The sequence below is a fragment of the uncultured Caulobacter sp. genome (assembly GCF_947036865.1).
GTDB lineage: Bacteria > Pseudomonadota > Alphaproteobacteria > Caulobacterales > Caulobacteraceae > Caulobacter.
Map to the genome: position 1 here is coordinate 149,796 of NZ_CAMQSF010000004.1, position 13,301 is coordinate 163,096.

Below are 13,301 nucleotides of genomic sequence, written 5' to 3' on the forward strand. Positions count from 1 at the left end.
CGACCACGTTAAGCATGCGCCCTCGGTGCAAGGGAGCGCGTGGATGTCGAAGGTCGAGGAACGCCTGAAGGCGATGGGCGTGGAGCTGCCGCAGCCCGTGGCGCCGGTGGCCAATTACGTGCCCTTCGTCCGCTCGGGAAATCTCGTCCACATCTCGGGGCAGATCTCGCTGGACGCGTCGGGCGGGATCAAGGGCACGGTCGGCGTCGATGTCGACCTGGAAACGGCCCAGAAGGCCGCGCGCCTGTGCGGGATCAATCTGCTGGCTCAGATGCGGGCCGCGTGCGACGGCGACCTCGACAGGGTGGTCCGGGTCGTCAAGCTGGGGGGCTTCGTCCAGGCCGGCCCGGACTTCATCGACATCCCCAAGGTCGTCAACGGCTGCTCGGACCTGATGGTCGAGGCCCTGGGCGACGCCGGCCGCCACGCCCGCTCGGCGGTGGGGGTCTACAAGTTGCCCCTGGGCTTCGCCGTCGAGGTCGACGCGGTGGTGGAGATCGCCTGATGCGCGCGCGCGAACGCCCCTCGACCGAGGTCTTCGGCGAGGCGTGGGAGCGCCTGTTCTCGCCGGCGGTCGCCCACCGCGGCCTGTGGACGCCCGACGGCGCGCCGGAGAACTCCCTGGCCGCCTTCCAGGCCGCCTGCGCGCATGGCTACGGCATCGAGCTCGACGTTCAACTGACCGCCGACGGCGAGGCGGTGGTGTTCCACGACGAGCGGCTGGAGCGGATGACCGGGCGCGAGGGCCGCCTGCGCGACCACACCGCCGCCGACCTCGGGACCATGACCCTGAAGGGCACGGACGAGACCATCCCGACCCTGGCCGACACCCTGACGATGATCGGCCACCGGGCCATGGTGTTCATCGAGCTGAAGACCCCGTTCGGCGAGGTCGGCCCTCTGGAGAAGCGGGTGACCGAGGTGCTGGTCGACCACAACGGCCCGACGGCGGTGATCGGCTTCAATCCCTATTCCCACGCCTGGTTCGCCGACCATCATCCGCAGATCCTGCGCGGCCTGGACAGCTACGGCTGGAACGACGAGGGCGCGCGCAAGCTGGCGCCCGAGATGCGCAAGTCGCTGGCGGCGCTGGAGCAGGTGGAGCTGGCGCGGCCCGATTTCCTGGCCTTGGGGCTCGACATGTTGCCCAGCCCGCGCGCCGACCTATATCGCTCGAACGGCATGCCCGTCGTCGCGTGGACGGTGCGGGCGCCCGACCAGTGGGAGCGGGTGCGCGACCACTGCGACAACCTGATCTTCGAGGGCTATCACGCGTGACTTCAGGCCTCCTTGGCGTTCGTTCGGCGGTTCGCGTGCATCGCGCGGTCGCCGAGATCGGCAAGGAGGCCTGGGACGCCTGCGCCGGCCACACCGGTGATCCGTTCATCTCCTACGACTTCCTGTCGATCCTGGAGGAGAGCGGGTGCGTCGGGCCGCGCACCGGCTGGGCGCCGCAGCACCTGTCGGTCGAGGACGAGGCCGGGGCGATCGCCGGCGTCATGCCGCTTTACCTGAAGTCCCACAGCCAGGGCGAATACGTCTTCGACCATGCCTGGGCCGACGCCTATGAGCGCGCCGGCGGGCGGTATTATCCGAAGCTCCAGTGCTCCTCGCCGTTTTCGCCGGTCACGGGCTCGCGGCTGATCACGCGGCCGGACGTCGACGTGGACGAGGGGCGATCGGCGCTGCTAGGCGGCGCCCTCACCCTGTGCGAGCGGATCGGCGCTTCGTCGCTGCACGTGACCTTCCCGGTCGAGGACGAGTGGCGCTGGATGGGCGAGCGGGGGATGCTCCCGCGCCAGGACCAGCAGTACCACTGGGAAAACAACGGCTACGCGACGTTCGACGACTTCCTGGCGGCTTTGTCGGCGAACCGGCGAAAGACCATCCGCCGCGAGCGCCGCGACGCCCAGGACGGGCTGGAGATCGTCGCCCTGACCGGCGACCAACTGCTCGACGAGCACTGGGACGCCTTCTTCGCCTTCTACATGGACACGGGCAGCCGCAAGTGGGGGCGGCCCTATCTGAACCGCAGGTTCTTCGCCCTGCTGCACGAGCGCATGGCCGATAAGGTGCTGCTGATCCTGGCGCGGCGGCCGGGCGGGCCCTGGATCGCCGGGGCGCTGAACCTGCTGGGCCGCGACTGCCTCTATGGCCGCCACTGGGGCTGCCTTGAGGACGTGCCGTTCCTGCACTTCGAGCTCTGCTACTACCAGGCCATCGAGCACGCGATCCGGCTGGGCCTGCCGCGCGTCGAGGCCGGGGCGCAGGGCCAGCACAAGATCGCCAGGGGCTATCTGCCGAGCGCGGTCTATTCCGCCCACTGGATCGCCGACCCGGCGCTGCGCGAGCCGGTGGCCCGCTATCTGGAGCGCGAACGCGAGGCGGTGGCCCACGACATGGAGCTGCTGACCGAGGAGTTCTCGCCGTTCCGCCACGCGCCCGATCGCCTGGCCGGCGGCGGCGACCGGGACTAACGGGCTACCGGACTAGGACCGCTCCCAGGCCGCCTTCAGCAGCGCGACCACCTCGGCGTCGACCTCGGCGGGGGCGGCGAGGACGAGCTTGGCCTTCAGGCGCTCGGACCAGCCCTCGTTCCTCGGCTCCGCGAGGCGCGGGGAGGCGTCCGGCGTCACCGCCAGGCCCAGCGCGACACCGCCCGACTTCAGGGGCTTGGCGGCGGCGAACTGGCTCTTGCGGGACCAGGCGGTGAAGGTCTTGCGTTGACCGGTGACCAGATCGGGCAGGTCCGCGACCGCCGCCTCGATCGCCGTCAGGATCGCCGTGGCGGCCGGATCGGTCCACAGGGCCGCGCGCAGCCCGTCGGCGTCGTCCCAGCCCATCTCGGCCGGAAACGCGACCGAGAAGATGGTGGCGGCGCGGTTCTGACCGATCCCATAGGTCGCCTTCAGCCAGTCGGCGCGCGCCTTGGGCTTGGTTTCCCGGCATTCGCGACGGACGATCTCGGACCACTCGTCCAAGGTCTTACCTGTCTCGCGCTCCAGATTGGCCCGAACGGAGGCGAACCACTTCTGTTGCTGTTCGGTCAGGCCCTGAGGCTTGGTCTGCATGCTTGCGTGTCCCCCCGGGTTTGCTACGACCGGTCCCAGCAGGGAGACGGTCATGAGCCTCGACGGACGCTACGACAGCCACAACATCTTCGCCAAGATCATCCGCGGCGAGATCCCGAGCGTGAAGCTGTTCGAGGACGACCGGGTGCTGGCCTTCATGGACGTGTTCCCGCAGTCGCGCGGCCATGCCCTGGTGATCTCCAAGGTCAGCCAGGCGCGGAACCTGCTCGAGGTCGAGCCCGAGGTGCTGAGCGAATTGGCCGCCGCGACCCAGAAGGTCGCCCGCGCGGTCGTGACGGCCTTGAAGCCGGACGGCGTGGTCGTCACCCAGTTCAATGGGGCGCCCGCCGGCCAGACGATCTTCCACCTGCATTTCCACGTCATCCCTCGCTACGAGGGAGAGGCCCTGGGGCGCCACGGCGAGGGCGGGATGGCGGACGTCGAGGCGCTGAAGGCTCTGGCGAGCCAGATATCGGAGGCGCTCTAAGCCGAGTTTCCTTGCCTTCCCCCGCGCGGCGACGTTAGGTTGTGGCGATCGAGGGGAAGTTGCTTGCGCCTGCATCCCGTTACTCAGTTGATGCTGCTGGCCGTGATCCTGATGTTCGGCGGGCTGTTGGCCTATGCCATCGTGTTCGCCAAGACTCTTTTCGCGCTGCGGACCGATGCGCCGGTGTCGATCATCGTGTGGGTCGAGCTTGAGAGCGCTGCGCGGTACATGCCCATGTTCGCCTACGCGCTCGCCACCTTTGCCTCGGCGCTCTGGGTCGAGGCGCTGGCGCGGATCCTGGACGAACTGAAGCGGCGCAACGCCACGCTGATGGAGCCATAGCCGATGTCCGATCTCGCCGACCCGTCCGCGTCCGAGCGGCTCGCCGCCGAGTCCCGGCGCGCGATCAGCGGCTTCGGCGGTCTGCACCTGGCGACCAAGATCGTGGTGATCGCCGCCTCGATCCACCTGCTGAGCGACGTGATCAAGGCCGCCTCGACGCTGCTGGACCCGTCCCGCGCCAGCGTCGTGTCCGCCGTGCCCCTGGAGACGGTGGCGAACGTGTTGAGCTCGGTCGGCTATTCGCTGAGCTATTTTAGCGGCGCGGCCACGGTCGAGTTTCTGTTCCGCATCTGGGGCGAGGTGCGGCGCCTGCGCGAGACCGAAGCCCGCTGAAGGCGTAGCGCGGCCGTCAAAGAGGTGCGGAGCCTCGGCCGTTGTGGTTCACCAGGGACCTAGGCGAGAACGCCCGAACAGGAACCGCATGCCCGAATCCGAAGATGGCCGCCGAGGGTCGCGCCGTTTGATCTAGGCCAGTCGCTACGCGGGCGATCAGGATTTCGGCGAGGCGCTCGGGTCCATCATCAACGCCTCAATCGGGAACAATCGGCTGGTCGACGTAACGAGCTTCATGATGGCAGGCGAGGGCTGGTTCCTGCGGTGGCTCGAAGGGCCGGCCGCCAGCGTTGGCGATGCGAAGGCGCTTGGACGCCGTCATCGCGAGCGGTGAACAAAAAAGGGCCCGGATCGCTCCGGGCCCCTTTGGCTCATCTCTTACAGGCTCTACTCGGCCAGGGCCGGCTCGGCCTCATCGGTCTTGCCGGCCTTGGGATCGGCGGCCGAGTCGATCTCGAAGTCGATCTTGCTGTCCTTGAGGACGACCTTGACGTGGCCGCCGCGGACCAGGCGTCCGAACAGGATGTCGTCGGCCAGCGGCTTCTTGATGTGCTCCTGGATGACCCGGGCCAGGGGCCGCGCGCCATAGAGCTCGTCGAAGCCGTTCTTGGCCAGCCAATCGGCCGCGTCGTCGCTGAGCTCGATCGTGATGTTCCGGTCGGCCAGTTGGGCCTCCAGCTGCATCACGAACTTCTGCACGACCTGGCGGATGATCTCCGGCGTCAGCGGCTTGAAGGCCACGACGGCGTCCAGGCGGTTGCGGAACTCCGGCGTGAACAGCCGCTTCAGCGCGGCCTCTTCCTCGCCCTCGACCTTGCTGCGGCCGAAGCCGATCGAGTTGCGCTGGGCGTCCGAGGCCCCCGCGTTGGTGGTCATGATCAGGACCACGTTGCGGAAGTCGACCTTCTTGCCGTTGCTGTCGGTGAGCGTCCCGTTGTCCATCACCTGCAGCAGGATGTTGTAGACATCCCCGTGCGCCTTCTCGATCTCGTCGAGCAGGACGACCGCGTGCGGGTGCTGGTCGACCGCGTCGGTCAGCTGACCGCCCTGGTCGAAGCCGACATAGCCGGGAGGGGCGCCGATCAGGCGGCTCACGGTATGGCGCTCCATATACTCCGACATGTCGAAGCGCAGCATCTCGATGCCCAGGGTCTGGGCCAGCTGCTTGGCGGCTTCGGTCTTGCCGACGCCGGTCGGGCCGCTAAACAGGTACGAGCCGATCGGCTTGTTCGGTTCGCGCAGGCCGGCGCGGGCCAGCTTCATGGCCGCGGCCAGCTGGGTCAGGGCCTCGTCCTGGCCGAACACGGCGCGCTTCAGATCGGTCTCAAGTTCCTTCAGGGCCTCGGTGTCCGACTTGCTGACCGACTTGGGCGGAATGCGGGCGATCTTGGCGACGACGCTCTCGATCTCCTTGACCCCGATGGTCTTCTTCCGGCGGCTTTCCGGCAGCAGCATCTGGCTGGCGCCGGCCTCGTCGATCACGTCGATCGCCTTGTCCGGCAGCTTGCGGTCGGTGATGTACTTGGCCGACAGCTCGACGGCGACCTTGAGGGCGTCGTTCGTGTACTTCAGCTTGTGGAAGTCCTCGTAATAGGTCTTCAGGCCCTTGAGGATCTTGATGGTGTCTTCCACCGTCGGTTCGTTCACGTCGATCTTCTGGAAGCGACGGACCAGCGCCCGATCCTTCTCGAAGTGTTGGCGGAACTCCTTGTAGGTGGTCGAGCCCATGCAGCGCAGGCTGCCCGAGGCCAGGGCCGGCTTCAGCAGGTTCGACGCGTCCATCGCCCCGCCGCTGGTCGCGCCGGCGCCGATCACGGTGTGGATCTCGTCGATGAACAGCACCGCGTTCGGGTGGTTCTCCAGTTCCTTGACGACCTGCTTCACACGCTCTTCGAAGTCGCCGCGGTAGCGGGTGCCGGCCAGCAGCGCGCCCATGTCGAGCGAGTAGATGGTGGCGCCTTCCAGCACCTCGGGGACCTGGTGGGTGACGATCTTGCGGGCCAGGCCCTCGGCGATGGCGGTCTTGCCGACGCCGGGGTCGCCGACCAGCAGCGGGTTGTTCTTGGTGCGACGGCACAGGATCTGGATCGCGCGCTCGACTTCGTTCGCGCGGCCGATCAGCGGGTCGACCTTGCCCTGGCGGGCCTTTTCGTTGAGGTCGACGCAATAGGCTTCCAGAGCCTCGCCGCCCGTCTTGGTGTTGGGCTTTTCGCCGTCGTCCTCAGTCTGGTTCGAGCCGGCGCTGGCGCCCTTGACGCTCTTGGCCTCCGAGGCGCCGGCCTTCTTGGCGATGCCGTGGGCGATGAAGTTGACCGCGTCGTACCGCGTCATGTCCTGCTCCTGCAGGAAATAGGCGGCGTGGCTCTCGCGTTCCGAGAAGATGGCGACCAGCACATTGGCGCCGGTCACTTCCTCGCGGCCCGAGGACTGGACGTGGATCACCGCGCGCTGGATCACGCGCTGGAAGCCGGCGGTCGGCTTGGCGTCCTCATCGTCGTCGACCACCAGCGATTGGAGTTCGACGTCGAGATAGTTCGAGAGGCTCTTCTTCAGCGCGGTGAGATCGACGTCGCACGCACGCATCACTCCGGCGGCGTCCTCGTCGTCGGTCAGGGAAAGCAGAAGATGCTCCAGCGTCGCGTATTCGTGCTTACGCTGATTGGCGTAGGCGACGGCGCGATGCAGGGACTCTTCCAGGGGGCGCGAAAAAGAGGGCAATGGGGGAGGCTCCTCAGTCCTTTTCCATGGTGCACTGCAGAGGGTGCTGATGGCGTCGCGCCGAGTCGATGACCTGGGCGACCTTGGTTTCTGCGACTTCGTAAGTGTAGACACCGCAGACACCGACGCCGTTCTGGTGAACGTGCAACATGATGCGAGTAGCGTCTTCACGCGACTTGTTGAAGAACCGTTCGAGCACGTAAACGACGAACTCCATCGGAGTGTAGTCGTCGTTGAGAATCAGAACTCGATAAAGCGAGGGCTTCTGGGTCTTCGGCTTCACTTCCGTGACGACCGACGATCCAGCGCCGTTGCCTTGTCCGCCTTGCTTCCGCTCGGCCATCGACTTGTTCTCTCCCGGCGAGCGAAATGGCCCGCCTGTCTGAATTAGATATGGAAACGCGACGGCTTTGGAAGAGCCCGAGACGCCGCTGCGCCGCTTTAGCACAGGGGCGCCTCGGAAAACGGCTTCACGTTTGGGAGAGCGAAGACCGCGCGCGAACGGTTCCGTGGGCGAGAGGCCCAGATGGGGCGGGCGCGGGCGGCCCGCAAGGGGAGGGGCCAGCGGCGCCAGAGCCGAATCGTCGAGAGCGCTCGGAGGCGCGTTTTCACCCTTTCGGATGATATCGCGGTCGCGCTTCGGGGGTAGGCTCGGCGTTGGCGGAACACCTGGGAGGAGACCGATGTCAGCCAATACCCTGCAGATCACGCCGTTCATGCACGTCGCCGAGATGGAGCCGGCGCTGGCCTTCCTGACCGAAATCCTGGGCTTTACCGTGTTCGTCAATGGCGGCGGCTACGCCTATCTGGAACGGGAAGGAGCCGGGTTGCGGGTTCTGGCCAACAGCGATCCCGCCGAGCGGGGGCGGCCGCACGGCGGCTTCGCCTACTATATCGACGTACGCAGCCTCGACACCGTTCTCGAGCAGTTGGGATCCAAGCTCGAGCAGCTGCCAGCTGGCGCCGTTCATGGCCCGGTCGATCAGCCCTACGGCCAGCGGGAGCTGATGATCCGCGCCCCTGACGGCAACCTGATCGTCTTTGGCCAGGCCATCGCGTCGCCGACCTGAGGCGGCGGCCGGCTCGGCGTCAAACACTACTGGGGCAGCGCGTATTCCAGGTCGTACTGGTGCTTGCCGTCGGCGACAGTGATCACCAGGCGGCCGGTGAGGCCCTTCAGCTCGCCCGAGCCGGAGTCCGGGACGATGTCGATGACTAAGCTGATGTCCTTGCCGCGCATCGCGCCGCGATGAACCAGGGCGAAAGCGCCCTTTCGCCCGTCCAGCGTCCCGACCACGCGCTCGGTGGCCACATAGACGGCCGAGCCCGGGACCTCGGTGCCCACGGTCAGCATCTCGCCCTTGCCGGTCGCCTCCAGAGCGCCGTGATAGACCTTGTCCAGCGAGAACCGGCCCAGGGTGGAGCCTTCGCCCTTGTCCTGCTCGATAGGCTTGGTGGCGACGTCGAACAGGCCGTGGGCGTGGTGCATGGCGGTCTCCGCGAAACAGGGAGAGACGGCGGCCAAGGCGACCGCGATGGCCGGCACGATGATGCGCGGGACTGGCATGAACGTTCCTCTCGTTTCGCTTACGAGAACATAACAAGAACTATACGTCAACGCCCCTTGAGCGCCCGCCCGCTGACCACCGCCCCGGCGCCGAACTTGCCGCGCAGGGCGTCGATCGCGGTCTCGCTGTTCAGGGCGCGGCGCTCGTAGTCGGCGAACATATCCGCGCCGGCTGTCTCGGCGTCGACGAACTCGGTCAGGCCCGCGCCGATCAGGCGGTAGGAGAGGCCCCTGGGCTCGGCGGCCAGCAGTTCGCGCGCCACCTGGAACAGGGTGCGGGCGGTCTGGGTCGGCACGGCCAGGGTGCGGCGGCGGGTGTGGATCTTGAAGTCGGGCGTGCGGAGTTTCAGCGTCGCCACGCGGCCGGCGATGCCCTCGCGCCGCGCCTGCTTGGCCACCTTCTCGCAGAGCGGCCAGAGCTCGTCCTCCAGGTCCTCGCGCCGGTGCAGGTCGTCGTTGAAGGTGGTTTCGGCGCTGATCGTCTTGCGGGCCTGATCGGGATCAACCATCCGGCTGTCCTGGCCGTGCGCCAGGCGGTGCAGGCGAAGGCCGCCCGCGCCGAGCCGGCTGGCCAGCAGCTTCAGATCGGCGCTGGCGATGTCGCCGACGGTCTTCAGCCCGATCTCGGCGAGGCTGGCCACGGTGGCGGGGCCGACGCCGGGCAGAATGCCGACCGGCTTGTCGGCCAGGAAGGTCTTGGCCTCCGCCGCGCCGATGGCCGAGAAGCCGCGCGGCTTGTCCAGCTCGGACGCGATCTTGGCCAGGAACTTGTTGGGCGCCAGACCGATGGAGACGGTGAGGCCGATGTCGCGCTCGATCTCGGCCTGCAGCCGCGCCAGCATCTGGGCCGGCGTCGCGCCATGCAGACGCTCGGTGCCGGTCAGGTCGATCCAGGCTTCATCCAGCGACAGCGGCTGGATCAGGGGCGTTAGCCGGTCCAGCTTCTCGTGGATGCGGCGGCTCTCTTCCTTGTACTTGGCGAAGTTGGGCTTGATGACCACGGCGTCGGGGCAGAGCTTCAGCGCCTTGAACATCGGCATGGCCGAGCGCGCGCCGCTCATGCGGGCGATGTAGCAGGCGGTGGTGACCACGCCGCGCTTGCCGCCGCCAACGATGACCGGCCGATCGCGCAGGGTCGGATCGTCGCGCTTTTCGACCGAGGCGTAGAAGGCGTCGCAGTCCAGGTGGGCGATCGAGAGGGTTCCCAACTCGTCGTGGAAGACGACGCGCGGCGAGGCGCAGGAGGGGCAGCGCGCGACCTTGGCCCCGCCCGTCCATCCGCAGTCGCGGCACAGGCACTTCATCGGGGCGCCCTCACGCCTCCGCCGGCCACAGCCAGGCCGCGCCGCGCACGCCGGAGCTGTCGCCGTGCGCGGCCCGCTTCACCGGGACGGCGTAGGCGTCGGAGAAGACGTGGGGCGCGATGGCCGCGGGCAGGCGTTCGTAAAGGGCCTCGACATTGGACATGCCGCCGCCCAGGACGAAGACGTCGGGGTCGACCAGGTCGGCGATGACGGCCAGGCCGCGACCGAGCCGGTCCACATAGCGGTCGAAGGCGGTCGTCGCGCCTGGATCGCCGGCCTTGACGGCTTCCATGGTCGCCTGGGCCGTCGGGAAGCCGGAGTCCCGGGCGAAGGCGGGGCCCGACACCCAGGTCTCCAGACAGCCCTCGCGGCCGCACCAGCATTGCGGGCCGGGATATTCTTCCGGTCGAGGCCAGGGCAGGGGCGTGTGGCCGCACTCGGCGGCGACGCCGTTCAGCCCCTCGACCAGCCGCCCGTCGACCACGAGCCCGCCGCCGCAGCCGGTCCCCAGGATCACCGCGAAGACAACGCGCGCGCCGGCGCCGGCCCCGTCGGCGGCTTCCGAGAGCGCCAGGCAGTTGGCGTCGTTGGCCAGGCGGACGGGGCGCGCCAGGCGCTTCTCCAGGTCCTCGCCAAAGCGGCGGCCGTTCAGATAGACGCTGTTGGCGTTGCGGATCAGTCCCGTGCGCGGCGAGATCGAGCCGGGAATGCCCAGGCCCACGCGCGGGCAACTCGCCCCCGCCATCGCCTCGGCGTCGGTCAGGAGCTCGGCGACGGTCTCCAGAGCCGCCTCGTACGTCCCCGGATTGGGCTTGCGGACCCGCGCGACGAACCCGCCGGCCTCGTCCAGCGCGGCGGCCTCGATCTTGGTGCCGCCGAAGTCGACGCCGAAGCGGATCATGGAAAGAGCCGCGCCTCGATCGCGGTCTTCAGGTGGGGCCATTCGTCGATGCGCGCGTGGCGGTCGGGCGCCGACGGGGCGAACGGGCGCAGGCGCTCGTCGCTGACCATCTGGAACCGCCCGACGCGCGGCGCCTTATCCGCCACGGAGTCGAGCTGCGGCAAAAGGTCGTCGATGAAGACGGCCGGGCCGGAGGTGCGGCCGGCCAGATCCGCCGCCGCCGGTCCCTTGGGGCCGCTGTTGATGACGAGCGGATAATCGAAGCCGTGCGTTTTCAACCACTTGGCTCGCGCCAGCCGACCGTGCTCGGGCGCGTTGGTCAGGATGACGACCTCGGCGCGGGTCGACAGATCGGCCAGGGCGTCGGCCGCGCCCAGCGCCGGCGGGAGGTCGTCGGCGCCGTCGCGAAAGAAATCGTCGAACAGGGCCTTGCCCGCGATCATGTCGAGGTGTTCCGTCTCGCCTGGGCGGTAGATGTTCTGGAACAGGGCGAAGCGATCGATCCTCAGCTCGAAGCCGTGGCGTTCGATGAAGGCGCCGAAGCCGCGCATGAACTGCGCCAGCACCTCGTCGACATCGACGATGACCAGCGGCGCGGCGGGCGACACGGCGCAGGCTTGCAGATCGGAGCAGGGCGGTTCCATCGGGGGCGGTCTCTTAACGCGATTAGCGCGGGCTTAAGGATATCCGTGCGATCAGGAACTGGAAGACGGCGCGAATCCCTAGGCGTCGCCACGTGACCTTTTGGTCGGGGTAAGGATGACGAAGAAGGTCCTCATCGTGGAGGATAACGAGCTGAACATGAAGCTCTTTCATGATCTGCTCGAAGCCCAGGGTTACGAGACCCTGCAGACCCGCGAGGGCCTGTCGGCGTTGTCCATTGCTCGTGAAAACAAGCCCGACCTGATTCTGATGGATATCCAGCTGCCCGAGATCTCGGGCCTGGAAGTCACCAAGTGGCTCAAGGAAGACGACGACCTGGCTCACATCCCGGTGGTCGCCGTCACGGCCTTCGCCATGAAGGGCGACGAGGAGCGAATCCGCGAGGGCGGCTGCGAGGCCTACATCTCCAAGCCGATCTCGGTGGTCCACTTCCTCGACACGATCAAGCGTCTGCTGGAAAGGCAGCCCGCATGAGCGCGCGGATCCTCGTCGTCGATGACATCGAGGCCAATGTCCGCCTGCTCGAGGCCAAGCTGACGGCCGAATATTACGAAGTCACCAGCGCCACCGACGGCCCGACGGCCCTCGCCATGGCCGCTCGCGACCTGCCCGACATCATCCTGCTGGACGTGATGATGCCCGGCATGGACGGCTTCACCGTCTGCCGCAAGCTGAAGGAAGACCCCAGCACGCGCCATATCCCGGTGGTGCTGATCACCGCTCTCGACGGACGCGGCGACCGGATCCAGGGGCTGGAGGCGGGCGCCTCGGACTTTCTGACCAAGCCGATCGACGACGTCATGCTGTTCGCGCGGGTGCGCAGCCTGACGCGCTTCAAGCTGGTGATCGACGAGTTGCGCCAGCGCGAGGCCTCGGGCCGCCGCATGGGCGTGATCGCCGGCGCCGCCGCCCGCCTGGACGGCCTGGGCGGCCGGGTGCTGGTCGTCGACGACAACGAGCGCCAGGCCGCGCGCGTCGCCGCCGAGCTGGGCGTCGAGCATCGTCCGTTCCTGGAAAGCGATCCGGAAAAGGCCAAGATCAGCGCCGGCGGTCCGGTGGATCTGGTGATCGTCAACGCCGCGGCTCGAGGCTTCGACGGCCTGAGGTTCACCGCCTCGCTCCGCTCCGAGGAGCGCACCCGCCAGCTGCCGGTGCTGGCGATGGTCGATCCGGACGACCGCGCCCGGATGGTCAAGGCGCTGGAGATCGGCGTCAACGACATCCTGCCGCGTCCGGTCGATCCGCAGGAGCTGGCCGCCCGGGTCAAGACCCAGATCCAGCGCAAGCGCTACACCGACTATCTGCGCAACAATCTCGACAACTCGCTGGAGCTGGCGGTCACCGACCAGCTGACCGGCCTGCACAATCGTCGCTACATGTCTGGCCAGCTGGACGCGCTGGTCAAGCGCGCGGCCCTGGGCGGCGAGCCCGTGTCGGCCCTGCTGATCGACATCGACTTCTTCAAGAAGATCAACGACACCTTCGGCCACGACATCGGCGACGAGGTGCTGCGCGAGTTCGCCCTGCGCCTGGCGTCGAACGTCCGGGCGATCGACCTGCCGTGCCGCTTCGGGGGCGAGGAATTCGTCGTCGTGATGCCCGACACCACCCTGGCCGACGCCCTGCGCATCGCCGAGCGGATCCGGATGCACGTCGCGGGCTCGCCGTTCAAGGTGGCGCACGGCCAGGAACTGCTGAACGTGACCATCTCGGTCGGGGTCTCGGCCACGCTCGGCGCCGACGATACGCCGGAGGCCCTGCTCAAGCGGGCCGACCAGGGCGTGTACCAGGCCAAGGCCTCGGGCCGCAACGCGGTGGTCGGCAAGGCAGCCTGAGATCCGCGCGCCGAGGGACATCCGGCGCTCATTTCACCGCTGAAACCCTTCTAAGCTTGCGCTCGGCGGCGGTTTCAGCC

Annotated in this window: 16 protein-coding genes and 2 pseudogenes; 10 read left to right on the forward strand and 8 right to left on the reverse strand. The window is 67.9% G+C overall.

Annotated elements, in window-relative coordinates; translation table 11 throughout:
• Nucleotides 1–43 precede the first annotated feature (43 nt).
• The 3 genes from Q0V34_RS05130 to Q0V34_RS05140 are packed head-to-tail and all read left to right on the forward strand — an operon-like array spanning nt 44 to nt 2,477.
• Entirely contained in the window at nt 44–505 is a 462-nt protein-coding gene (locus tag Q0V34_RS05130; RefSeq protein ID WP_297508721.1) for a RidA family protein, read from the forward strand.
• Nucleotides 505–1,278, forward strand: coding sequence for a glycerophosphodiester phosphodiesterase (locus tag Q0V34_RS05135; protein WP_297508724.1), 774 nt, complete (start codon nt 505–507; stop codon nt 1,276–1,278). The genes Q0V34_RS05130 and Q0V34_RS05135 overlap by 1 nt, the downstream gene beginning before the upstream one ends.
• Nucleotides 1,275–2,477, forward strand: a complete 1,203-nt coding sequence (locus Q0V34_RS05140; protein ID WP_297508727.1) for a GNAT family N-acetyltransferase — start codon at nt 1,275–1,277, stop codon at nt 2,475–2,477. The genes Q0V34_RS05135 and Q0V34_RS05140 overlap by 4 nt, the downstream gene beginning before the upstream one ends.
• A 12-nt stretch (nt 2,478–2,489) precedes the next feature.
• Here Q0V34_RS05140 and Q0V34_RS05145 read toward each other — a convergent pair whose 3' ends face one another.
• On the reverse strand, nt 2,490–3,071 hold the full coding sequence (locus Q0V34_RS05145) for a DUF4287 domain-containing protein (protein ID WP_297508729.1): 582 nt from the start codon (nt 3,069–3,071) through the stop codon (nt 2,490–2,492).
• 52 nt (nt 3,072–3,123) lie between these two features.
• Between Q0V34_RS05145 and Q0V34_RS05150 the strand changes: the two genes are divergently transcribed.
• The 4 genes and pseudogenes from Q0V34_RS05150 to Q0V34_RS20800 all read left to right on the forward strand — a co-directional run.
• Nucleotides 3,124–3,558 carry an HIT family protein gene (locus tag Q0V34_RS05150; RefSeq protein ID WP_297508733.1) on the forward strand — a complete coding sequence of 145 codons (435 nt, stop codon included), beginning with the start codon at nt 3,124–3,126 and terminating at the stop codon, nt 3,556–3,558.
• Between the two features lie 63 nt (nt 3,559–3,621).
• Nucleotides 3,622–3,900, forward strand: a complete 279-nt coding sequence (locus Q0V34_RS05155) for a hypothetical protein (RefSeq protein WP_297508735.1) — start codon at nt 3,622–3,624, stop codon at nt 3,898–3,900.
• A 3-nt stretch (nt 3,901–3,903) separates the two neighbouring features.
• A complete protein-coding gene (locus Q0V34_RS05160; protein WP_297508738.1) occupies nt 3,904–4,233 on the forward strand; it encodes a hypothetical protein in 330 nt (109 codons plus the stop codon).
• A gap of 181 nt (nt 4,234–4,414) precedes the next feature.
• Nucleotides 4,415–4,567 (forward strand): annotated as a pseudogene (locus Q0V34_RS20800) (hypothetical protein); the annotation flags it as partial.
• Nucleotides 4,568–4,620: 53 nt separating this feature from the next.
• Here Q0V34_RS20800 and clpA read toward each other — a convergent pair.
• The 3 genes and pseudogenes from clpA to Q0V34_RS05175 form a co-directional block, all read right to left on the reverse strand.
• The gene (gene clpA, locus Q0V34_RS05165) at nt 4,621–6,951 is read right to left on the reverse strand and encodes an ATP-dependent Clp protease ATP-binding subunit ClpA (RefSeq protein WP_297508741.1); all 2,331 of its coding nucleotides are present in this window, start codon (nt 6,949–6,951) and stop codon (nt 4,621–4,623) included.
• Between the two features lie 13 nt (nt 6,952–6,964).
• The gene (gene clpS, locus Q0V34_RS05170) at nt 6,965–7,294 is read right to left on the reverse strand and encodes an ATP-dependent Clp protease adapter ClpS (protein WP_099576690.1); all 330 of its coding nucleotides are present in this window, start codon (nt 7,292–7,294) and stop codon (nt 6,965–6,967) included.
• Between the two features lie 30 nt (nt 7,295–7,324).
• Nucleotides 7,325–7,516: pseudogene (locus tag Q0V34_RS05175) on the reverse strand (hypothetical protein); the annotation flags it as partial.
• A 118-nt stretch (nt 7,517–7,634) separates the two neighbouring features.
• Between Q0V34_RS05175 and Q0V34_RS05180 the strand changes: the two are divergent.
• Nucleotides 7,635–8,021 (forward strand): VOC family protein, encoded by a 387-nt coding sequence (locus tag Q0V34_RS05180; RefSeq protein WP_297508743.1) that lies wholly within the window; start codon nt 7,635–7,637, stop codon nt 8,019–8,021.
• 26 nt (nt 8,022–8,047) lie between these two features.
• On the opposite strand, the gene Q0V34_RS05185 is transcribed toward Q0V34_RS05180, so the two are convergent.
• From Q0V34_RS05185 to Q0V34_RS05200, 4 genes are read right to left on the reverse strand one after another with little or no spacing between them, the layout of a single operon-like run.
• On the reverse strand, nt 8,048–8,518 hold the full coding sequence (locus Q0V34_RS05185) for a DUF3224 domain-containing protein (protein ID WP_297508746.1): 471 nt from the start codon (nt 8,516–8,518) through the stop codon (nt 8,048–8,050).
• 47 nt (nt 8,519–8,565) lie between these two features.
• On the reverse strand, nt 8,566–9,822 hold the full coding sequence (locus Q0V34_RS05190) for a DNA polymerase IV (RefSeq protein ID WP_297508749.1): 1,257 nt from the start codon (nt 9,820–9,822) through the stop codon (nt 8,566–8,568).
• 10 nt (nt 9,823–9,832) lie between these two features.
• Complete coding sequence (locus Q0V34_RS05195) at nt 9,833–10,723, reverse strand: ROK family protein (protein ID WP_297508752.1); 891 nt, start codon at nt 10,721–10,723, stop codon at nt 9,833–9,835.
• Complete coding sequence (locus Q0V34_RS05200) at nt 10,720–11,367, reverse strand: hypothetical protein (RefSeq protein ID WP_297508755.1); 648 nt, start codon at nt 11,365–11,367, stop codon at nt 10,720–10,722. Before Q0V34_RS05200 ends, Q0V34_RS05195 begins: the two co-directional genes overlap by 4 nt.
• 115 nt (nt 11,368–11,482) lie before the next feature.
• Here Q0V34_RS05200 and divK point away from each other — a divergent pair, with 115 nt between their 5' ends.
• Nucleotides 11,483–11,860: a cell-cycle response regulator DivK gene (divK, locus tag Q0V34_RS05205; RefSeq protein ID WP_096051803.1), complete on the forward strand. Its 378-nt coding sequence runs from the start codon at nt 11,483–11,485 to the stop codon at nt 11,858–11,860.
• Nucleotides 11,857–13,221 (forward strand): PleD family two-component system response regulator, encoded by a 1,365-nt coding sequence (locus Q0V34_RS05210; RefSeq protein ID WP_297508760.1) that lies wholly within the window; start codon nt 11,857–11,859, stop codon nt 13,219–13,221. Before divK ends, Q0V34_RS05210 begins: the two co-directional genes overlap by 4 nt.
• The last annotated feature ends 80 nt before the right edge of the window (nt 13,222–13,301 follow it).